Raw genomic sequence first — 21,404 nt, 5'->3', positions numbered from 1 at the left:
AATCCCCGGATGGGACCGATCACGGATGCCGCGCCCGTCACACTCCTGCCCGCGACTGCCGAACTGCGGCCGGTCGTCGAGCAGTTGACCCAGCTGTACCGTCACGACATGTCGGAGTTCCTCGGTCATCTCCCGGCGGCCGACGGGAGGTTCGGGTTCAGCGGCCTGCCGCTGTTCTTCGACGAGCCGGAGCGGGAGGCCCTGTTGATCCAGTACGGCACGGCCCCGGGCGGTTTCGTCCTGACCAGCCCCCTGCCCGAGGGCTCGACCTCGATCTCCGCGTTCTTCGTCGTACGAGCCCTGCGCAGGCGCGGCGTCGGCCGACAGGCCGCTCTCCAGCTCCTGCGCTCCCGCCCGGGAGCGTGGGCCATCGCCTTCCAGAAGGCCAACGGGGGCGCCGCCCGCTTCTGGCGTGGAGTCGCCACCGCCGCCGTGGGCTCCGCCTGGCACGAGGAGACCCGCCCGGTACCTCCTCCGGCGCCCGCCGGCCTGCCGGACGATCATTGGATCTTCCTGGACACGGCGGCCTAGGCGTCGGCCGGTTGCGCGACTGCCGGAGTCGTCGTGCACCGACGTGCCTCCACCGCCAGCATTCCCGTCAACACCGCCACCAGGAGCAGTAGTTCGCCATACGCGGGAAGGCGGGTGCCCGGTACCGCTGTCAGCAGGGCGAGCGGGGCCGCGGTGGCGCGGTAGCGGATCGGGCGGAGAGCCAGGGTGGCGCGGAAGGCCGTGTCGCCGGCCAGGAACAGGGCCACACCGCCCGCCAGGGCCAGCGCCGGGCCCCAGTGCGGGTGTTCGGTGAGGTGGCCGAGGGTCTTCTTCACGCCGGCCGCGAGGTAGGCGATGCCCAGCAGCATGGGCAGGAAGGCGTAGTAGTACGCGTTCATTGCCAGCCGCCACCGCTGCGGTGCCGGTGTGGCGTGGAACGCGGCCTCCGCGCCCTCCTCGTCGCGTACGAAGTACGTCCACCACAGCGCGATGGCGAGCGCCAGCGCCAGGAACGCGCCGCCGAACAGGCCCGGCGTGAGCGGCAGATCACCGATGCCGACGCCGATGGAGATCACGGACTCGCCGAAGGCGATGATCAGCAGCAGCCCGTGCCGCTCCACGAAGTGTGCCGGGTCCAGGGTGCCCAACTGCACCCGGAGCGTCGCCGCGCTGCGTCCGTCCCTGCGGCCCGGCCCGTGCTCGGCGACGAACGGGGTCACGAACTGCAGGACGATCGCCAGCAGCCACAGACCGTCCGCCGCGAGGCCGTCGGTGCCGCCCGCAGCCGTCACGGAGAGGGCGGCCAGCGCGTTCGGGACGCCGTACCAGATGGAGTCCCAGCCGTGGCTGCGTGTGTACAGCGCCGTGTGCACGATCACCACCAGCAGGAAGCCCAGTCCGAAGACCACGCCGGTGTCGTCGAATACCCGCGGGATCGCCAGCGCGCAGATCAGGAACGCGCCCATGCCCAGCATCAGCAGCAGGCGCCGCGACGGGCGGTCGGGCGGCACCTGGTTGGTGAGGTAGGCGTAGGCGCCGTACATCCAGAACAGCACGACCAGGATCAGCGCCACGCGGGCGGCCGTGGCGAACGACAGGTCGTGTGCCAGCAGCACGGTGAGCTGGGTCAGTGTGAAGACGAAGACCAGGTCGAAGAAGAGCTCCAGGCTGGTGACCCGGCGTCCTGGTTCCTCGGTGCCTCTGGGCGCGGGTGCGGTGTCCGTGTCCCTGTCCATGGTGCGCTGCTCCCCCTCCGATGATCGGTGAGCAGATCGTAGAGGGGGAACGCCGGGTGAGCGGGCAGGAGTCGGGCGTCAGGAGGCTGTCCGGGGGCGTGCTGTCGGGACCGTCGTGCCGCCGGTCCGGCCCGGCTGCCGGAGCAGCAGGGCGATCGCCGCCGCCACCATCGACACACAACCCGCCAGCGCGTACGCCCCGTTGTAGCCCCAGGCACCGACCACCATCGAGCCGAGGCCGCCGCCGAACAGGCCGCTGACCAGCTTGCCGCTGTACACCAGGCCGTAGTTGGTGGCGTTGTAGTTCTCGCCGAAGTAGTCCGGGGTGAGCGCGGCGAAGAGCGGGTAGAACGCGCCGCCGCCGAAGCCGGAGAGGAAGGCGAAGAACAGGAACAGCCACTCGCTCTTGACGTCGCCCGCCCAGATCACCCCGAACTGGGCGAGTCCCAGGACGACGATGACGAACACGAGGGTCGACTTGCGGCCCCAGCGGTCGGACAGCCAGCCCACCACACCTCGGCCGACGCCGTTGATGACCGCCATCACGCCCATCGAGGACGCCGCGACCAGCGGGCCGAAGCCCACGTCCTTGGCGAAGTCGACCTGGAACGAGATGCCGAAGACGGAGACTCCGGCGGTCATCACGATGGAGATCCACATCAGCGGGAGCATGCCCGTGCGGACGGCCTCCCGCGGCGTGAACTGCCGTACCGCAGGCGGGTTCTTGGCGAGGCTCGTCGCGTTCGTGCCGTCGCCGGAGAACGTGAGCGGTCGATGTCGCTCGGCCACCAGTTCTTCGGCGGGTCCTTGAAGAAGAACGCCGAGGTCGACGACAACAACGCCGCCCGCGGCCGCGCGATCCTCGAGGAGCGCGCGCACCCGCTGGTCGAACAGGCCACCACCATGGACGGCGCCGCCCGCCGGGCCGCCGAACTCGCCCGCACCGCCTGAGGAGAGGAAACATGACCATCCACCTCACCAAGGAGAGCAAGGTCCTCGTCCAGGGCATGACGGCGGCGAGGGCATGAAGCACACCCGGCGCATGCTCGCCGCCGGCACGAACGTCGTCGGCGGGGTGACTCCGCGCAAGGCCGGGCGGACCGTCGACTTCGACGGGCAGCCGGTTCCCGTCTTCGGGTCGGTCGCCGACGGCATGCGGTCGACCGGAGCCGATGTCACCGTCGTCTTCGTCCCGCCCGCCTTCGCCAAGGCGGCCGTCACCGAGGCCGCCGACGCCCGCATCCCGCTGGCCGTCGTCATCACCGAGGGCATCCCGGTCCACGACACCGTCGCCTTCACCACGTACGCCACCGGGCGCGGCACCCGGATCATCGGCCCCAACTGCCCCGGCCTCATCACCCCCGGTCAGTCCAACGCGGGCATCATCCCCGCCGACATCACCAAACCGGGCCCCGTCGGGCTCGTCTCCAAGTCGGGCACGCTCACGTACCAACTCATGTACGAGCTGCGCGACATCGGCTTCTCCACCTGTGTCGGCATCGGCGGCGACCCCGTCGTCGGCACCAGCCACATCGACTGCCTCGCCGCCTTCCAGGACGACCCCGACACGGAACTCATCGTCCTCATCGGGGAGATCGGCGGCGACGCGGAGGAACGCGCGGCCGCCTACATCCGCGCGCACGTCACCAAGCCGGTCGTCGGCTACATCGCCGGGTTCACCGCACCCGAGGGCCGGACCATGGGCCACGCGGGCGCCATCGTCTCCGGCTCGACGGGCACGGCCCGGGCGAAGCAGGAGGCGCTGGAGGCGGCCGGCGTCCAGGTGGGCAGGACCCCGAGCGAGACGGCGGCACTCGTCCTCGCGCGGCTGACCGCAGCGCAGTGACTTCACTCATAGTCGGCGCGCGGTGACTTTCGGTTCACCCGGCCCGTCGGTACCTTCTTCGGTCACGGCCGCGGCTCCCGCGCAAGACGTCCGGCGCACGACGGTGCGAGCCGTGCGCCGGACGGCCCCGCACCTCCTGCACCCCCCGCCACCACCCTTCCAAGGAAGGCTCACGGGTCCAAGGAAGGTCCCGCGGCCCTTTCCTCTCGACCGTGCACCGAGAGCGGAGTATCCGAATGGCACCCACCCTCACCCTCAAAGCCGGAACGTCCTGGGCCGAGGCCTGGCAGCGCTGCCTCGCCGCCGCGCCCGAGGCGTTCCGGGACGACCGCGTCCTCAACCTCTGGAACGCCGCCTGGCACGCGGACGGCCGGGCGCTTCCCGCCATCAGCCCGGTCGACGGCACTCCCGTCGCGGGCCCGCCCCGGCTGGACCGGGCCACCGCCCGGCAGGCCGTGCGGGCCTCGCTCGACCAGCACCGCGCCTGGCGGCACATCCCGCCGGCCGAACGCCGGGCCCGGGTCGCCGCCACCCTCGACGCGCTCGCGCAACACCGCGAACTCCTCGCGCTGCTGCTCGTCTGGGAGATCGGCAAGCCGTGGCGGCTCGCCCAGGCGGACGTCGACCGGGCCATCGACGGGGTGCGCTGGTACGTGGACGGCATCGAGCCGATGATCGCCGGCCGGGCACCGCTGGACGGCCCGGTGTCCAACATCGCGAGCTGGAACTACCCGATGAGCGTCCTCGCCCACACCCTGCTGGTCCAGGCCCTCGCGGGCAACGCGGTCATCGCCAAGACCCCGACCGACGGCGGGGTCGCCTGCCTGACCCTCGCCTGCGCGCTCGCCGCACGCGAGGGGATCCCCGTCACCCTGGTCAGCGGCAGCGGGGGCGAGCTGTCCCAGGCGCTGGTGCGCGCGCCCGAGATCGGCTGCGTCTCCTTCGTCGGCGGCCGCGACACCGGCGCCGCCGTCGCCACGGCCGTCGCCGACCTCGGCAAACGGCACGTACTGGAGCAGGAGGGCCTGAACACCTGGGGCATCTGGAACTACTCGGACTGGGACGCGTTCACCGCACTCGTCCCGAAACTCTTCGACTACGGCAAACAGCGCTGCACGGCCTACCCGCGCTTCGTGGTCCAGCGCGACCTCTTCGACGCGTTCCTCTCGGCGTACCTGCCGGCGGTCCGCAGGGTCAGGGTCGGCCACCCCCTGGCGGTGGAACGGAGCGGTGACCCGTGCCCGGAGCTGGACTTCGGCCCGGTGATCAACGCGGCCAAGGCCAAGGAGCTGCGTGACCAGGTCACCGAGGCCATCGACCGCGGCGCCGTCCCCCTCCACCGCGGCAAGGAGGCCGACGCCCGCTTCCTGCCGGGCCAGGACACCTCGGCCTACGTCCACCCGGTCACCCTGCTCAACCCGCCCCGCTCCTCCCCGCTCCACCACGCGGAACCCTTCGGCCCGGTCGACACCATCGTCCTGGTCGACACGGAGGCGGAGCTGCTGGCCGCGATGAACGCCTCGAACGGCGCCCTGGTCGCGACGCTCTCCACGGACGACAGGGCCACGTTCGAGAGGCTGGCGCCGCAGATCCGCGCATTCAAGGTCGGCCACGGCACGCCCCGCTCCCGTGGGGACCGCGACGAGCTGTTCGGCGGGTTCGGCGCCTCCTGGCGCGGCGCCTTCGTCGGCGGCGAGCTGCTGGTGCGCGCCGTCACCCGCGGCCCGGCGGGCGAGCGGCTGCCCGGGAACTTCCCCGACTATCAGCTCATGCCCTGACCACCGCGTCCAGCCGCTCCGTGTACGCCCGCTCACTCCGCGTGCATCCCGTCGGCCGGGGCGCACAGTCGCGCCCCGACCCCCGCTCACCGCACGGATATGCAGGTGAAACGCACTCCGAAACCTTGGTATTGTTGTCCATGTCGCCGCGGGGAACAGCCCCCGCAAGGCGGCAGACACCTAGTCCGGGTGGCGGAATGGCAGACGCGCTAGCTTGAGGTGCTAGTGCCCTTTATCGGGCGTGGGGGTTCAAGTCCCCCCTCGGACACTCGTAGTAGTGGTACAGAAGCGAGGGCCTCGACCTGACGGTCGGGGTCCTCGTTGCGTTGTCGTGGCAGACCACGTCTTCCCGCAGGTCCGACACCGCAGGCGGCGGCCGACATGGTGTCGGCCGCCGCCTGGCGGAAGTGATGCAGGTTCCGTGCGTGGAGCGCTGCGGCGTCAGCCGGTCGCGCTGCCCGAGACCCACTCGGTCCACGGCATGTTCCAGTCGCCGAGGCCGTTGCCCGGGGCCACCGTGGCCTTGTCCTGGGAGTTCTTGACGATCACGACGTCGCCGATCAGCGAGTTGTCGAAGAACCACGCGGCGGGCAGTTTGTCGTTGCCGCCGCCCCTGATGTCCTTCAGGCCCACGCAGCCGTGGCTGGTGTTGACCTTGCCGAAGACCGAGTCGGCACCCCAGTAGTTGCCATGGATGAACGTGCCCGAGTCGGTCAGACGCATGGCGTGCGGTACGGCCTTGATGTCGTACGAGGGCTTGCCGTCCTTCTCCGTGAGGCCGACGGTCGAACCGTTCATATGGACGTGCCTGAACTTCTCGGAGATGACCATCTGACCGTTGTACGTCGGGTGCTCGGGGCTGCCGGACGAGATCGGAATGGTCTTGATCGTCTTGCCGTCCCGTACGACGGTCATCTGTTTCGTCTTGGCGTCGACAGTGCTGATCTGGCTCCGGCCGATCTTGAACGTGACCGTCTTCTGGATGCCCTGACGGGTGAGCTTGACGGTGACGGTGGAACCGGGCTTCCAGTAGTTCTCGGGGCGGAAGTCCAGGCGGTTGTCGTTGAGCCAGTGACCGACGACCTGCTGGCCGCTGCTGGAGCTGACCTGGATCTCCGACTCCACGGCGGCCTTGTTGCTGATCGCCGTGCCGAAGTTGACCGTGACCGGCATGCCCACGCCGACGGTCGAGCCGTTCTCGGGGGAGAGGTGCCCGATGAAGTCGTTGGCCGGGGAGACCGTGGTGATCGTGGCGTTCCCGCTGACGGGGCGCTTCTTGGCGTCCACGGCGTCTGCGGCGACCTGATATCGGGTAGCCGGCGCCAGCGGGCCGTTCGGCTTCCAGGACGTGCCGTCCGCGGACACGGTGCCCGGAACCTCGGCACCGGTCGCGGTAGCGGTCATGGTCACCTTGGTGAGCTGGCCGTCGCTGACGGTGACCTTGACGGGGTCGTCGATCCCGACGTTGTAGGCACCTTCCCCGGACGTGATCTCTATTCGGGCGTCGGAAGCGTCCTGGGCGCCCGTCTGATCTGCCGGCGCCTGCGATTTCTGGGGGGTACCGGGGTTGTTGTCGCCGGTGGCAGCGTTGCTGGTACCGCCGAGCACCGTGAGTGCGAGTACGCCGCCGAGTACGCCGGCCGTAGCCATCTGCCCGGTGCGTCGCTTACGTACCGTGATCAAACGCTTCTCCCATGCCACTGGTCCTTGATTCCCTGCAACTGGTTACCGGAGGAGGGCAACCAGATTCAAAGAACTACTTTTACGCATTCATCCCTCCTTAAGGGAGTGAATTGTGGCGAAGTCCACGCGCCGTGGGGTGCTCTCCTCACCCACCGTTGTCAGTGGCGGACGCTACGGTCTGCCCCGTGAACGGGGAACGAGGCGACGAGTCGGTGAGCCGGCGTGCGGCTCTGGATCATGTGCTGGATCTGATCGCGGACGCTCCCTGGAGCGGAAGCCTTGTCCTGCGCGGAAGCATGGTCATGCCAGCCTGGGTGGGAGCCGCGGCGCGCGAGCCCGCCGATCTCGACTGGGTGGTCCTGGAGCACGCCGCCGGGGTCGATGCGCTGGACCCGTATCCGTACGTCGACGCGCTCGACACGGTGCAGCAGTGGCCGGAGGCCGCCGACGGCGCGGCACGGTACGAGATGTGGACGTACGAGGAGTTCGACACCGCCGGACAGCGGCCCGTCCTCCCACCCGAGGGCCTGCACTGGCTGCCGGACGAGGACCTCGTGGAGTCCGGCCCCCCGTACCTGGACCTGCTTGAACGCGTGGCGCAGCGGCCCTGGGCGGCCCCGGGTGTCTTCCTCGACGCGGAGAAGGCGCGCGTGGACGGCACGTGGACGTACACGGAGTACGACACACCAGGGGTACGGCTGCTCATCCCCTGGCAGAGCGAAGGGATGCCCGCGGGCGAGGTACGGCTGGACTTCGCCCGTGACGAGCTGCTTCCCGAGCCCCCGGTGTGGACCCTGATACCGCGCGGCGACGGGCGAGCGCCCACCGCGGTGCGGACCGCGAGCCGGGAGCTGTCCCTGGCCTGGAAGTTGTTGTGGCTGTACACCGACAGCCGGGACGACGGCCGGGCGCAGGGCAAGGATCTGTACGACGCGGTGCTCCTCGCCGAGGGGGAGGGGGCGTCCCTTGCGCCGCGTCTGCTGAGGTCGGTCTTCCGGCGTGCGGCGTGCGGGGAGGCGGACGCTCTCCGCCCGGGCGCGGTGGAGCGCTGGGACGTGGACTGGGCCGGGTTCCGGGAGAGGTACCCGTGGGTGCGGGGCACGGCGCAGGAGTGGCTGCGACGGCTCGCCCGGGCGCTGGGACCGATCGGCGCGTGAAAAATCGGTACTCGGTTCCTGATCGCTTTCCCTAGACTCACCCTGCATCGCGCGGCGTTGACACATCTCGGCCGCGCGTTTCGTGACCACTGACACCGAGGGGAGCCGGGCCGTGCGTGACCGTACCGCCGTCGTCGTCCCCCCGTCACGGTCCGAGGTGATCCTGGTGTCCTCGTCCGTCCGGTGCCCGCTGCGCGGCCGGCACCGGATGCCCGTGACGACGCTCTGACCCGGTTCACTCCCAGCTCGCACCACACAGCTCACACCTGCCGGGCGGCGGGTGTCCGAGCCGGGTCCCTCTGCGCCTCCGCACGGGAAATCGCGCTGCCCCTTTTCCTGATCCTCAGAAAGGCCCTGGGCCGTGCGTACCAACGTCAGCACCCTCGCCACCGTCCGCAACCTCGGCATCCTCGCCCACGTCGACGCCGGCAAGACCACCGTCACCGAGCGCTTCCTGTACGCGACGGGGACCACCCACAAGCGCGGCGAGGTCCACGAGGGCACCACCGTCACCGACTTCGACCCGCAGGAACGCGACCGTGGCATCACCATCTTCGCCGCGGCCGTCAGCTGCGGCTGGGACGGCCACCGCATCAACCTCATCGACACCCCGGGCCACGTCGACTTCGCCGACGAGGTCGAACGTTCGCTGCGCGTCCTCGACGGGGCGATCGCCGTCTTCGACGCCGTCGCCGGCGTCGAGCCGCAGAGCGAGTCGGTGTGGCGGCAGGCCGACCGGCACGGTGTGCCGAGAATCGCCTTCGTCAACAAGCTGGACCGCGCGGGCGCCGATCTCGACCGGGCCGTCGAATCGATCCGGGAACGGCTGCATCCTGCCCCGCTCGTCGTCCAGTTGCCGATCGGGGCCGAGGGCGGTTTCACCGGCGTGGTGGACCTGGTGCGCATGCGTTCCCTGGTCTGGGACGGCGGTGGCGGTACGGCGGTTGCGGGGCCGGTTCCCGAGACGCTGGCGCAGGAGGCCCTGCGGCGGCGCCGGGTGCTGGAGGAGGCGGTGGCCGAACTGCATCCGGCCGCACTGGAGGAGTTCTGTGCGCAGTCCGCTCTGTCCGAGCCGACCCTGGTCGCCGCCCTCCGGGACCTCACCCGCACCGGCGACGGCGTGGTCGTGCTGTGCGGCTCCGCCTACCGCAACCGCGGCATCGAGCCGCTGCTGGACGCGGTGGTGGCGTACCTGCCGTCGCCGCTGGACGTGCCCGCCGTACGCGGTGTCCACGGCGACACCGAACAGCGGCGGCCCGCCGACCCCGAAGCACCGTTCGCTGCCCTCGCGTTCAAGGTGAACGCGGCCGGCATCGGGCGTCTGACCTGTGTGCGCGTCTACTCGGGCACGATCGGGAAGGGAGACACCGTGTGGGACCCCGGCACCGGGCGCACCGAGCGGGTGGCGCGGATCCTGCGGGTCATGGCGGACCGGCACGTCCAGCTGGACCGGGCGGTCGCCGGTGACATCGTCGCGTTCGCGGGCCTGAAGTCGGCGCGGGCCGGTTCGACCCTCTGCGATCCCGGCGCCCCGCTGCTCCTGGAGGCGCCCGTGGTCGCCGAGCCCGTGGTGTCCGTCGCCGTCGAGGCGCGCAGCAGCACCGACACCGGGCGGCTGGCGACGGCGCTCGCGCGGCTGGCGGAGGAGGACCCCTCGCTGGTGGTGCGCACCGACGACGAGACCGGGCAGACCGTGCTGTCCGGCATGGGCGAGCTGCATCTGGAGGTCGCGGTGGAGAAGATCCGCCGTGACGGTGGACCGGAGGTTGTCGTGGGGCGTCCGCGGGTCGCGCATCGGGAGACGGTCGTGCGCGGGGTGAGCGGTCTTGTCCATCGGCATGTCAAACAGGACGGCGGTGCCGGGCAGTTCGCGCATGTCGTCCTCGACGTCGAGCCGCTCGGGACCGAAGTCGGGGCCACCGGCTTCGAGTTCCGGTCCGTCGTGGTCGGCGGCCGGGTGCCGCAGGAGTACGTGCGCGCCGTGGAGGCCGGCTGCCGGGACGCCCTGGCCGAGGGGCCGCTCGGCGGGCACCCGGTGACCGGGCTGCGGGTCACGCTGACCGACGGCTCCACCCATGTGAAGGACTCCTCCGAGATGGCCTTCCGGACCGCCGGGCGGCTGGGGTTGCGCGAGGCGCTGCGTGCCTGCGCGGTGGCCCTGCTGGAACCGGTGGCCGAGGTCACGGTCACCGTGCCGGAGGACGCGGTCGGCGGGGTGCTCGGCGATCTGGCCGCTCGGCGCGGGCGGGTCAACGGGTCCGAGAGCCGGGGCGGCTCCGCGGTCCTGACCGCGACCGTGCCGCTGGCCGAGCTGTTCGGCTACGCGACTCGGTTGCGCAGCCGGACCCAGGGGCGGGGCACGTTCACCACCCGGCCGGCCGGTTACGCGCCGGCGCCGCAGCCGGCACCGGCTCGGTAGCCCTGCCCTGGTGCGGTGGGCCGCACCGGCACGAGGGGCGCACCACGCGCCCCTCGTGCCTTCACCGGCCGGCCCGCGACCTCGGCAGCGGAACGACGGGCGCCCGGGGACCGCGGACACAGTGGCGGTCCTCGGTCTCCGGGCTGCCCCCGGACGGCCGGAAAATCACCCTCGCCGGGCGATGCCCTCACTCGGGGAGCCGGATGAGGTGGAAGACGGACACCGGTGGTCCGCGGCCCGGAAGGCGTGAGGCGAAGATGACCGAGGACATCACGGGCGCGAGTGGCGTGGCCGCTCTCGCCGAGGCGAACGCTCCTGTGTTCGAAACGATCGTCCGGATGACGCTCGACACCTTCGAGCGGTCCGGACTCGATGCGGAGAGCTATCTGCTCACCCGCATCGCCGCCCTGGTGGCCCTGGACGCCGCACCGGCCTCCTACCTGCTCAACATCGGCACGGCGGAACAGCTCGGCCTCTCGTTCGAGAAGATCCAGGGCACGCTCGTGGCTATCGCCCCCGTCGTGGGCAGAGCCCGTGTGGTGTCCGCGGCCCAGAACATCGGGGTGGCCTTCGGGCTGGACCTGCCGGGAACGGACGCGGCATGACCGTCGGCCGCCGCGATCACCTGCGAAGGGCGTGAACCATGTGCCGCTGGCTTGCCTACTCGGGAACTCCTCTGGTCATGGACGAGGTCCTGTACCGCCCGAAACACTCGCTGATCGACCAGAGCCTGCACGCGCGGATGGGCGTCGAGACGACCAACGGCGACGGTTTCGGCATCGGCTGGTACGAGGAACACGCCCGCACTCCGGCCGTGTTCCACGACATCGGCCCGGCCTGGAGCAACCGCAACCTACAGGAGATCGCCGGACACGTCCGCGCCCCCCTGTTCTTCGCGCACGTCCGGGCCTCCACCGGTACGGCAGTGCAGCAGACCAACTGCCACCCGTTCCGGTACGACCGCTGGATGTGGATGCACAACGGCTCCATCGCGGGTTTCCACACATTCCGCCGGGCTCTCCTCCTCGCCGTCGACCCGGAGCTCTTCGCGTCGATCGAGGGCACCACGGACTCCGAGGCGATGTTCTTCCTGGCCCTCACGTTCGGACTGGAGGAGGACCCGCCCGGTGCCGTCGCCCGTATGACGGGCTTCGTCGAGCGGATCGGCCGGGAGCACGGGGTGCAGGCCCCGCTGCAGATGACGATCGCGGTGGCTGACGGGGAACGGCTCCTGGCCTTCCGGTACGCCAGCGAGGGCACGCCGAGGTCGCTGTACTACAGCGCCGGCGTGGAGGACCTACGAGCCCTGCACCCGGAGACCGACTTCTTGAGAGACGTCTCGGACGAGACCCGCCTGGTGGTCTCGGAACCCCTCGGCGACCTGCCCGGCGCCTGGATCGAGGTCCCGGCGAACAGCTATGGAATCGTCCAGCCGGGCGGGGACGTTCTACAGGACTTCCGGCCGGAGGAGCCCTGACGGGTGTCCTGCGGGGTACGCGCCACGCCGTGCCGGGAGGCGCGATTCGGAGCAGCCGACTCGCGCTGCCGCGCGCTCGACACTGTCTTACGGGTGCCGCAGCCCGGGGCGGTCGTCCGGGAATGCCGTGCGTAGCGTGGTGCCGAGGCGGCGCCGGCGGCGCGGCTGACCTCGCCGGGCCGGCGGCGCGCCGGGCGGTTCGCCGGTCGGCGGCGCGGCGAATTGCTCACTTGGCCGGTCGTACGACGCCGCCTTGCTGCGGCGGTGAGGCGCGCTCCAGCGGCTCCCACCGGGCTGCCCACCGACACCGGCCGACGCAGGAACCCTGACCGGTGCCGACTTGGCCGGGAACACGATGCCTGCTCAACCCCCGGAGGGACCCTCACGCCAGCCGTCCGTCCACCGCCGCCCGCCAGGCCGGTGCCTTCACCGGCCGCGCCGCGGGCCTCGGCCGTTGCCCGCCCCGGGCGAAGAACGCCGCCAGCGGAAGGACCGCCGCCCCCACGGTGACCGCGTCCGGTCCGAGTCGGCCCAGTTCGATGCCGACCCTGCCCGCGGGGAAGCGGAGTGCCTGTGCGAGGGCGTGGGCGCGGACCTCGTCCAGGAAGGCGCCGCCCAGTTGGAGGCCCGCCCAGCCGCCGATCAGGACGCGTTCGGGCTGGAAGAGGTTGATCAGGTCGGACAGGCCGGCGCCCAGGTACTCGGCTGTCTCGGCCAGGACGGCCGCCGCCACCGGGTCGGGCGGGCTGTCGTTCGAGGGGCGGGCTGCGGCGAGCAGTTCGGTCAGGGCCCTCTCCTCGCCTGCCCCGGGCGACGGCCGCCCGCCCGCCTCCTTCCAGCGTGCGACCAGCGCCTCCGCGCCCGCGTACGCCTCCAGACAGCCCCGGGCACCGCACCGGCATCGGCGCCCGCCGACGCGTACCGTCAGATGTCCCCACTCCACCGCCCGTCCCTGGGCCGCCTCCTCGGTGACCACGCAGGCGCCGACGCCGGAGCCGAAGAGTACGACCACGGCGTTGCGGGCACCGCGGCCGGCGCCGAACCACATCTCGGCCTGCCCCAGGGTCTTGGCGCCGTTGTCGATGAAGTAGGGAATGTGGGAGGGGAGTTGGCCGGTCAGGCGGAGCCGTCGCTCCAGTGGGACCGCGTTCCAGCCGATCGTCTGGCCGTGGACGACGGCGCCCTGCTCGCCCGCGTCCTCGATGATGCCGGGCACGCCGATGCCCACGCCGAGGAGGTCGTCGGGGGCGAGCGCGGCCGTACGGAACACCTCGGCCATGCCCTCGTGCACATGGCCGACGACGGCGTCGACGTCGTATCCGCGTGGGCCCAACGGGCGTTCGGCTCGGGCGAGTTCGCGTAGTGCGAGGTCGAACAGCTCCACCCGAACCCGGGTCTCGCCGACGTCGACCCCGATGAGCCGGCCGCTGTCCGGTCGTATCCGCAGCAGTCGGCGCGGGCGGCCGGCGTCGGAGTCGACGATGCCCGCCTCCTCCACCAGGCCGTCGGCCAGGAGTTCGGCCGCGACGTTGCTGACGGAGCCCGAACTCAGCCCGGTCGCCGGGCCGAGCGCGTGCCGGCTCATCGGGCCGTCGAAATACAACCGTTGCAGAACGGCGCTCCGGCTCTCCCGCCGCAGGTCACGCACCGTACGGCCGCCCAGCCCTGCCACCCGACCTCCCTGGTTCGCGCATATTTGTGGCCCGCCGGAGCGGATGCCGTTGCCGGATCCCTTGACGAGCGATTCTCTTGAGGTTTAACTCACATCCTAAATTAAGCCATGAGGGGCTTCGAGGGTCGAACGGGTGTCGGCTTCCGCGAGCGGCCCCTCGGGGTTCTCGACTCCCGGAAAGGGACACCAGGAGCCATGCGCAGCATCCGAGCCGCGGCCGTAGGTGCCGTCACCATGTCTCTCGCCCTCGCGGCTACGGCCTGCGGAGGCGGTTCGTCGAGCGGCAGCGGGTCCGGCGACTCGCCGAAGACGCTGACCTACTGGGCCTCCAACCAGGGGGCCAGTATCGCCGTCGACAAGAAGGTCCTCCAGCCCGAACTCGACAAGTTCGAGAAGCAGACCGGGATCAAGGTGAAGCTGGAGGTCGTGCCCTGGTCCGATCTGCTGAACCGGATCCTGACGGCGACCACGTCCGGTCAGGGCCCGGACGTGCTGAACATCGGCAACACCTGGAGCGCCTCCCTGCAGGCCACCGGCGCACTGCTGCCGTGGGACGCCAAGAACTTCGACAAGATCGGCGGCAAGGACCGGTTCGTCGACTCCGCGCTCGGGTCGACGGGCGCCCAGGGCAAGGACCCGGCCGCCGTACCGCTGTACTCGATGGCGTACGCGCTCTACTACAACAAGCAGATCTTCGCCGACGCCGGCATCTCCAAGCCCCCGGCCACCTGGGACGAGCTGATCGCCGACGGCAAGAAGATCAAGGCGAAGGGCAAGTCGGTCCTCGGCGCCGAGGGCTCGAACGTGTCGGAGAACATCCACCACGTCTTCGTCTTCGCCAAGCAGCACGGCGCCGACTTCTTCACCGCCGACGGCAAGCCGGACTTCACCAACCCCAAGGTGGTCGAGGCGGTCAAGCAGTACGTCGACCTGATGGCCAAGGACAAGGTCATCCCGACCGGCGACGCCGAGTACGCGCAGAACCAGTCCGTCAGCGACTTCGCCAAGGGCAAGCAGGCCATGCTGCTGTGGCAGTCCGCCTCCGCCAACCTCAAGTCCCAGGGCATGAACGAGGACGCCTACGGCATCACCCCCGTGCCCGTGCAGTCCGGCACCCCCGGCGCCGGCGCCCAGACCAACTCGATGGTCGCCGGCATCAACATCGCGGTCTTCAAGAACAGCCACAACCTCGACGGCGCCACGAAGTTCGTGAAGTTCATGACCAGCGACGACGAGCAGAAGACCCTCAACACGGCCTACAGCACCGTCCCACCGGTCAAGGCCGCCCAGGAGGACGCGGCGTTCAACTCCCCGGCCACCGCGGTGCTGAAGAGCACCCTCGCCACCAGCGCCGCCGCGCTGCCGCAGGTCGCCGCCGAGTCGCAGTTCGAGACGACGGTAGGTACGGCCGTCAAGGAGCTGTTCGCCGACGCCGCCGCCGGACGCGCGGTGACCACCGACTCCGTCAAGGCCAAGCTGGAGAAGGCCCAGCAGCAGATGCCGGCGGCCTGAGCACGATGACCACCACCGCTCTGAAGGAGCCGGTGCGCGAGACCTCCCCCGGCGCGGCGCGCGAACCCCGCCGCCGCGCCGGGCGGATCCGTAGCATCGGACTGCCCTACCTGCTGCTCCTGCCCGCCCTGCTGCTCGAACTCCTCGTCCATCTGGTGCCGATGGTCATCGGCATCGTGATGAGCTTCAAGGAACTCACCCAGTTCTACATCCGCGACTGGGGGACCGCCCCCTGGTCCGGCCTCGGCAACTACAAGCTGTCGGTGGACTTCGACGCGCCCGTCGGCGAGGCGCTGCTGCACTCGTTCTTCGTCACCGTCGGCTTCACCCTGCTCTCGGTCGGCCTGTGCTGGCTGATCGGCACCGCCGCCGCGATCTTCATGCAGGACGCTTTCCGCGGCCGCGGTCTGCTGCGGGCCCTGTTCCTGGTGCCGTACGCGCTGCCCGTCTACGCGGCCGTCATCACCTGGGTGTTCATGTTCCAGCACGACAACGGCCTGGTGAACCACGTCCTGCACGACCAACTGCACCTCACCGACAAGCCCTCCTTCTGGCTCATCGGCGACAACAGTTTCTACGCCCTGCTGACCGTGTCCGTGTGGAAGGGCTGGCCGTTCGCCTTCCTCATCGTGATGGCCGGGCTGCAGAACATCCCGCGCGAGCTGTACGAGGCAGCGGCGCTGGACGGCGCCGGGATGTGGCAGCAGATCCGCCGCATCACCCTTCCGTCCCTGCGTCCGGTCAACCAGGTGCTGATCCTGGTCCTGTTCCTCTGGACGTTCAACGACTTCAACACGCCGTACGTGATGTTCGGCAAGGCCGCCCCCGATGCCGCCGACCTCATCTCGGTCCACATCTACCAGGCGTCCTTCGTCACCTGGAACTTCGGCACCGGATCCGCCATGTCCGTCCTGCTCCTGCTGTTCCTGCTGGTCGTGACCGGCCTGTACCTCCTGTTCACCTCGCGCGGACGGAGGGCCGCCGATGTCTGATCCCAGCTCCCCGATGGCGCCGCCCCGTTCGTTCCTGTGGTCCCGGCGGATCTTCCTCACCCTGCTCACCGGCTTCGTGCTGCTGCCGGTGTACGTGATGGTCTCCAGCTCGCTGAAGCCGCTCGCGGACGTCACGGGCAAGTTCCGCTGGCTGCCCAGCGGGCTGACCATCCGCCCCTACATCGACATCTGGTCGACGGTCCCGCTCGCCAAGTACTTCGTGAACTCGCTGATCGTGGCGGGCGCGGCGACCATCTGCTCGGTGGTCATCGCGGTGTTCGCCGCCTACGCCGTCAGCCGCTACGAATTCCGCGGTAAACGGGTCTTCACCGTCACCGTCCTGTCGACGCAGATGTTCCCCGGCATCCTCTTCCTCCTCCCGCTCTTCCTCATCTACGTCAACATCGGCAACGCCACCGGCATCGCCCTGTTCGGCTCCCGCGGCGGCCTGATCCTGACGTACCTCACCTTCTCCCTCCCGTTCTCGATCTGGATGCTGATCGGCTACTTCGACTCGGTGCCCCGCGACCTGGACGAGGCGGCGCTGGTGGACGGCTGCGGCCCGCTCGGCGCGCTGCTCAGGATCGTCGTGCCGGCCGCGATCCCCGGCATCGTCGCGGTCGCCGTGTACGCCTTCATGACCGCGTGGGGAGAGGTGCTCTTCGCGTCCGTCATGACCAACGACACCACCCGGACCCTCGCCGTCGGCCTCCAGGGCTACTCCACCCTCAACGACGTGTACTGGAACCAGATCATGGCCGCCTCCCTCGTGGTGAGCGTGCCGGTGGTCGCCGGGTTCCTGCTCCTGCAGCGCTATCTCGTCGCCGGTCTGACGGCAGGCGCCGTCAAGTGACCCGAGTGACCAACACCCCGTATCCCGAAGGGACTTCCGTGTCCGAACGCATCGACCTCGCCGCACTCCCGCACGACTTCCTGTGGGGCACGGCCACAGCGGCGTACCAGATCGAGGGGGCCGTCGCCGAGGACGGTCGTTCACCGTCGATCTGGGACACCTTCTCGCACACCCCGGGGAAGATCGCGAACGACGACAACGGCGACGTCGCGTGCGACCACTACCACCGCTGGCGCGAGGACCTCGGCCTGATGCGGCAACTCGGCACCAACGCCTACCGGTTGTCCGTTGCCTGGCCACGGGTGATCCCCGGCGGCGACGGCCCCGTCAACCCCAAGGGCCTGGCCTTCTACGACGAGTTGGTGGACGCCCTGCTGGAGGCGGGCATCACCCCGTCCGTCACCCTCTACCACTGGGACCTGCCGCAGGTGCTCCAGGACCGCGGCGGCTGGCCGGAGCGGGCGACCGCCCTTGCGTTCGCCGAGTACGCCTCGACGGTCGCCGAACGCCTCGGCGACCGCGTCGAACTCTGGGCGACCCTCAACGAGCCCTCCTGCTCAGCCTGGATCGGCCACCTGGAGGGCAAGATGGCCCCCGGCTGGACCGACCTCACCGCGGCCGTAAGCGCCTCCTACCACCTGCTCCTCGGCCACGGCCTCGCCACGCAGGCGATCCGCGCCGCCGTCCCCGACGCGCAGGTCGGCATCGTGAACAACCTGTCCACCGTGCACGCCGTCACCGACCGCCCCGAGGACCTGGCGGCCGCCCGCCGCCACGACGGCCATGTGAACCGCTGGTGGCTCGACCCGGTGCACGGCCGAGGCTTCCCGGCCGACATGCTCGAGACGTACGGCGTCGAACTCCCGGAGCAGCCCGGCGACCTGGAGACCATCGCAGCCCCGCTGGACTGGCTCGGCCTGAACTACTACTTCCCGGCGTACGTCGCCGACGACCCCGACGGCCAGGCCCCCCGCGTCCGTGCCGTACGCCGCCCGGACGTCCCGCGCACCGGCATGGACTGGGAGATCGACGCGAGCGGCATCGAGACCCTGCTGCTGCGCCTCACCGAGGAGTACGGCGCACGGAAGATCTACGTCACCGAGAACGGCTCCGCCTTCCCGGACGTGGTCCACCCCTACGGCACCGTCGACGACCCGGAGCGCCAGGACTACCTGGAGCGCCACCTCGCCGCCTGCGCCTCGGCGGCCCGCAAGGGCGCCCCGCTCGCCGGCTACTTCGCCTGGTCGCTGCTGGACAACTTCGAGTGGGCGTACGGCTACGCCAAGCGCTTCGGCCTCGTCCACGTCGACTACCGCACCCAGGTGCGCACGATCAAGGGCAGCGGACACCGGTACGCGGACATCGTCCGCGCGCACCGGGGGCGGGGGCGCCGGGCTGCCTGAGCCGGGGCCGGAGGGCCGGTGGCCACGGTGCGGGAGCCCGTGTCCACCGGCCCGCCCCCTCCCGTGACTGTCATGAACGCAACAAGTCCACGCCAAGTATGAGAAGCACGAGGAGCACGAGGAGCACATCCACCCCGCAAGGAGAGCCGCATGCCGTCCCGTACCCCCCGCACCCTGCCCCTGCTCGCCGCCGTCGCCGCGGCCCTGCTGGCAGCCTCCGGCCCCCTCCTGGCCGCCCCCGCCCACGCCGCCGCGGCCGCCGTCTCCTGGGACACCGACCGCGCGGCCGCCGCCTACGCCGTGAACCCGGCGGCCGTCACCGCCTCCGGCAGCGAAAACGCCGGCCTCACCCCCGACCTCGCCGTCGACGGCAACGGCGCCACCCGCTGGTCCAGCAACTTCGCCGACGACGCCTGGATCCGCGTCGACCTCGGCGCCGTGATCCGCGTCGACCGGGTCGTCCTGGACTGGGAGGCCGCCTACGGCAAGCGCAGGAGGAACTGAAGCTCGGCCAGGTGAGGTCGGTGCGGAAGGTGAAACCCGAGGCGCTGCCGGTGCTGCTGGCGAGGGCGGGGTCGTAGGACGACGGTACGGAGACGAGACGGGACGGGCCTTCGGCGCGAGTCCCCTCGCCCGTCGAGCACGAGTCCTCGCCCGGCTATCGTGATCGGTGCGACCTTGGCCGTGTCGTGGGTCGGACCTCGGTCGCCAGCCCCGTCCGGGCCTTGGAGGAGCCGGTCGTCTTCGGCGAGCGCAGCTTCGCGGAAGGGTGCCGGTTGGAGGTGTCAGGCCTGACCCGCTTCCGCGAAGGGCTCGTCGTGCGCGATCTCGTACCGCGCCTGTCGGTGGTCCCCGACCCGGCGACGTGGAGCGTGCGCATGCGTCGTGCTTCGCTGACCTGCCGCCGGATGACACCGAGTTGGTGCGTGCGGAACTGGGGCCGCTTCTGTTGCCGTATGAGGAGGCGGCGAGGGCTACCGCTGGGAGCCGGTGACTGGCTGAGGCGCCACACTCGTCCTGGGGACGTTAGGGCGATTTATGGCGTGCATGCCTCAAGAATGCGCGCCACCTGACCACCCGGAGGTGCGGGTCACTCGGCTCCCGCGGCTGCCAGGTGCTCGCGCATCACGGCCGCGATGTCCGTGGCATCTCCTGTCGCCGGGAGACACCACGACATCTCGTCACCGTTCTCCATCACGAAGCTGCTCATGAAACGCACACTGGCAGGTGAGGGGACGTTCGAGTCGCGGAGCCACACGGCGAACGCGGCTGCTTCGTCGGCGGTCGCCTCGATGATGCTGATGTAGGCGTAGTCCACGGTCGGCATCGCTGACGTTCCGGTGATGTAGACGTCCGGAGCGACCTCGATCTCGAAGTCCAGGACAGGAAAACCGCGCAGGGTGGAAGTGTCTGCCTCCAGGAAGGCGCCGGGAAAGTCCCGCTCCAACGCGTCTCGGAAGGTGTCCAGGCTCGCCTGCCACGCGGCTGGGTTGTCCTCGGGCGGGGCGAAGACGAAGTTCGACCGGAGGTTGTACTCGGCTGCCACAGAAGTCCTTCACTCTCAGGGTACGTACCGCGCGGAGCCACTGACACCGCTCATGGCCGTCATCGACTCCCAGTAGGCTGCGTTGTCCTTCAGGTCCGGCCGCAGCCCCACACGAATCTCCTCACGATGAATGACCAGACACCTAAGGCCAGTTGAATGCCTTTTCTATCGCACGAGGATTTGCGGGGCGTAACGGCACCAGGGTGGGTCGTGCTTCAGTCTGGGTGCGAACGGAGCATGACCAGTTCCGCCCAGACAGTCTTGCCGCCAGGCGGACACGGCTCTGTGCCCCAGCGGTCGGCCAGGGCGGTCACCATGAGCAGGCCACGACCCGACTCCGCGTCCGGGGGCGCGGTGAGGTCTGCGGCGAGGCAGGGAACGTGATCACCCCGCGCGTCGGTCGTCCTCGCCGACCGGTTGCGCGAAGTCCGCGCCCTGTCGGGCTTCACCCGGGTCTCACCCGATGCCACGGTCGTGCCGTCCGACACGGCGCGACGCCTGAGATGGCTGCCAGCCGTGGAGGTTTTCGGAGAAGGCAAGGGAGTGAATTGAGCGACTGTCGCTATGCGCACCGCGTCCGTGCCGGCCACAGTGATGGGTGACAGCTTGGTCGGCGCAGCCCGCGGAACACCGTGAACACGACATCGCTGCCTCACGTATGACCCGACCGTGGGAAGATCCCTCACCATGACCGCATCCCCGGCAGTGAGAAGCCTGCGCGCCGCGGTGTTCGCCGCGGTGTGCGTGCTGCTCGCTGCCGCCGGGCACGGACTGGCCATGGGTGACATGCCGCCCCTGTGGGCCGACGCCGCCGCCTTCCTGGGTGTCTTCGCGCTCGGCTGGACGCTCGGGGGACGGGAGCGGTCGCTGCCCGGCATCGGTGCTGCCATGCTCCTCACCCAGGCAGGTCTGCACGTCGCATTCGACGCCGCGCACCGGAGCGGCGGCGCCGACCGCGCGCACGCCATGCACATGGCATCGATGCCGGGTCACTCCATGGTGGCGATGCACGCCCACTCGACGCCCCACGCCACCACCGCCCACGCCACCCTCGCCCACCTCCTCGCCGCCCTGGTCGCCGCCTGGTGGCTGAGGCGTGGTGAGGCCGCGCTGTGGGCGCTGCTGCGGCGTGCGGTCGCGTTCGTGCCGGGGCTCGTCGCCTGGTGGCGGGACGCCCCGCTGCCCGCCCCCGCCGGGCGCATCCCGAGTCTTCCCGCCGGCCCCGAACCGCCCCGTCGGCCGACGCTGCGGCACGCCGTCAGCCGGCGCGGACCCCCGGCCCCGATCCCGTACCCGAGCTGACCGACCAACACCCCTCAGTCGTACGGAGATCCACTCA

General features: G+C 70.4%; 15 protein-coding genes, 1 tRNA gene and 4 pseudogenes. 15 read left to right on the top strand and 5 right to left on the bottom strand.

What is annotated here, in order from left to right; all coding sequences use genetic code 11:
* The first annotated feature begins 9 nt into the window (after positions 1 to 9).
* Complete coding sequence (locus tag ACIF83_RS09850; protein ID WP_398140436.1) at positions 10 to 531, top strand: GNAT family N-acetyltransferase; 522 nt, start codon at positions 10 to 12, stop codon at positions 529 to 531.
* Here the strand turns inward: ACIF83_RS09850 and ACIF83_RS09845 are convergent.
* Positions 528 to 1,727 carry a low temperature requirement protein A gene (locus tag ACIF83_RS09845; RefSeq protein WP_399725100.1) on the bottom strand — a complete coding sequence of 400 codons (1,200 nt, stop codon included), beginning with the start codon at positions 1,725 to 1,727 and terminating at the stop codon, positions 528 to 530. The two genes, ACIF83_RS09850 and ACIF83_RS09845, sit on opposite strands and share 4 nt — an antisense overlap.
* A 78-nt stretch (positions 1,728 to 1,805) precedes the next feature.
* A pseudogene (locus tag ACIF83_RS09840) lies at positions 1,806 to 2,548 on the bottom strand (MFS transporter); the annotation flags it as partial.
* A gap of 4 nt (positions 2,549 to 2,552) precedes the next feature.
* On the opposite strand from ACIF83_RS09840, the pseudogene ACIF83_RS09835 reads away from it, so the two are divergent.
* The 4 genes and pseudogenes from ACIF83_RS09835 to ACIF83_RS09820 all read left to right on the top strand — a co-directional run.
* Positions 2,553 to 2,678: pseudogene (locus tag ACIF83_RS09835) on the top strand (succinate--CoA ligase subunit beta); the annotation flags it as partial.
* Between the two features lie 11 nt (positions 2,679 to 2,689).
* Positions 2,690 to 3,573 (top strand): annotated as a pseudogene (sucD, locus tag ACIF83_RS09830) (succinate--CoA ligase subunit alpha).
* A gap of 236 nt (positions 3,574 to 3,809) precedes the next feature.
* Positions 3,810 to 5,351 carry an aldehyde dehydrogenase family protein gene (locus tag ACIF83_RS09825; protein WP_399725097.1) on the top strand — a complete coding sequence of 514 codons (1,542 nt, stop codon included), beginning with the start codon at positions 3,810 to 3,812 and terminating at the stop codon, positions 5,349 to 5,351.
* Between the two features lie 183 nt (positions 5,352 to 5,534).
* Positions 5,535 to 5,619: transfer RNA gene (locus ACIF83_RS09820), tRNA-Leu, on the top strand.
* 173 nt (positions 5,620 to 5,792) lie between these two features.
* Here ACIF83_RS09820 and ACIF83_RS09815 read toward each other — a convergent pair.
* Positions 5,793 to 7,001: an Ig-like domain-containing protein gene (locus tag ACIF83_RS09815; protein ID WP_399725229.1), complete on the bottom strand. Its 1,209-nt coding sequence runs from the start codon at positions 6,999 to 7,001 to the stop codon at positions 5,793 to 5,795.
* A 218-nt stretch (positions 7,002 to 7,219) separates the two neighbouring features.
* Here ACIF83_RS09815 and ACIF83_RS09810 point away from each other — a divergent pair, with 218 nt between their 5' ends.
* The 4 genes from ACIF83_RS09810 (at position 7,220) to ACIF83_RS09795 (ending at position 12,087) form a co-directional block, all read left to right on the top strand.
* Positions 7,220 to 8,191 (top strand): nucleotidyl transferase AbiEii/AbiGii toxin family protein, encoded by a 972-nt coding sequence (locus ACIF83_RS09810; RefSeq protein ID WP_399725094.1) that lies wholly within the window; start codon positions 7,220 to 7,222, stop codon positions 8,189 to 8,191.
* Positions 8,192 to 8,552: 361 nt separating this feature from the next.
* Positions 8,553 to 10,610: an elongation factor G gene (fusA, locus tag ACIF83_RS09805; protein WP_399725091.1), complete on the top strand. Its 2,058-nt coding sequence runs from the start codon at positions 8,553 to 8,555 to the stop codon at positions 10,608 to 10,610.
* A gap of 257 nt (positions 10,611 to 10,867) precedes the next feature.
* Complete coding sequence (locus tag ACIF83_RS09800; RefSeq protein ID WP_399725088.1) at positions 10,868 to 11,215, top strand: carboxymuconolactone decarboxylase family protein; 348 nt, start codon at positions 10,868 to 10,870, stop codon at positions 11,213 to 11,215.
* Positions 11,216 to 11,253: 38 nt separating this feature from the next.
* Entirely contained in the window at positions 11,254 to 12,087 is an 834-nt protein-coding gene (locus ACIF83_RS09795) for a class II glutamine amidotransferase (protein ID WP_393484711.1), read from the top strand.
* Between the two features lie 382 nt (positions 12,088 to 12,469).
* Here the strand turns inward: ACIF83_RS09795 and ACIF83_RS09790 are convergent, their stop codons facing one another.
* Complete coding sequence (locus ACIF83_RS09790) at positions 12,470 to 13,759, bottom strand: ROK family protein (RefSeq protein ID WP_393484710.1); 1,290 nt, start codon at positions 13,757 to 13,759, stop codon at positions 12,470 to 12,472.
* 195 nt (positions 13,760 to 13,954) lie between these two features.
* Here ACIF83_RS09790 and ACIF83_RS09785 point away from each other — a divergent pair, with 195 nt between their 5' ends.
* The 5 genes and pseudogenes from ACIF83_RS09785 to ACIF83_RS09765 form a co-directional block, all read left to right on the top strand.
* Complete coding sequence (locus tag ACIF83_RS09785; RefSeq protein WP_393484709.1) at positions 13,955 to 15,271, top strand: ABC transporter substrate-binding protein; 1,317 nt, start codon at positions 13,955 to 13,957, stop codon at positions 15,269 to 15,271.
* Positions 15,272 to 15,276: 5 nt separating this feature from the next.
* Complete coding sequence (locus tag ACIF83_RS09780; protein ID WP_393484708.1) at positions 15,277 to 16,263, top strand: carbohydrate ABC transporter permease; 987 nt, start codon at positions 15,277 to 15,279, stop codon at positions 16,261 to 16,263.
* A gap of 13 nt (positions 16,264 to 16,276) precedes the next feature.
* Positions 16,277 to 17,116: a carbohydrate ABC transporter permease gene (locus tag ACIF83_RS09775; protein ID WP_393484755.1), complete on the top strand. Its 840-nt coding sequence runs from the start codon at positions 16,277 to 16,279 to the stop codon at positions 17,114 to 17,116.
* A gap of 38 nt (positions 17,117 to 17,154) precedes the next feature.
* On the top strand, positions 17,155 to 18,519 hold the full coding sequence (locus ACIF83_RS09770; protein ID WP_399725083.1) for a GH1 family beta-glucosidase: 1,365 nt from the start codon (positions 17,155 to 17,157) through the stop codon (positions 18,517 to 18,519).
* 150 nt (positions 18,520 to 18,669) lie between these two features.
* Positions 18,670 to 19,011 (top strand): annotated as a pseudogene (locus ACIF83_RS09765) (discoidin domain-containing protein); the annotation flags it as partial.
* A gap of 598 nt (positions 19,012 to 19,609) precedes the next feature.
* Here the strand turns inward: ACIF83_RS09765 and ACIF83_RS09760 are convergent.
* Complete coding sequence (locus ACIF83_RS09760) at positions 19,610 to 20,065, bottom strand: hypothetical protein (protein WP_399725080.1); 456 nt, start codon at positions 20,063 to 20,065, stop codon at positions 19,610 to 19,612.
* A gap of 687 nt (positions 20,066 to 20,752) precedes the next feature.
* On the opposite strand from ACIF83_RS09760, the gene ACIF83_RS09755 reads away from it, so the two are divergent.
* A complete protein-coding gene (locus ACIF83_RS09755; protein ID WP_399725077.1) occupies positions 20,753 to 21,367 on the top strand; it encodes a hypothetical protein in 615 nt (204 codons plus the stop codon).
* Positions 21,368 to 21,404 lie beyond the last annotated feature (37 nt).

The organism is Streptomyces sp. NPDC085866 (genome assembly GCF_044541035.1).
GTDB lineage: Bacteria > Actinomycetota > Actinomycetes > Streptomycetales > Streptomycetaceae > Streptomyces.
This window is presented reverse-complemented; position numbering and strand designations above follow the sequence as displayed.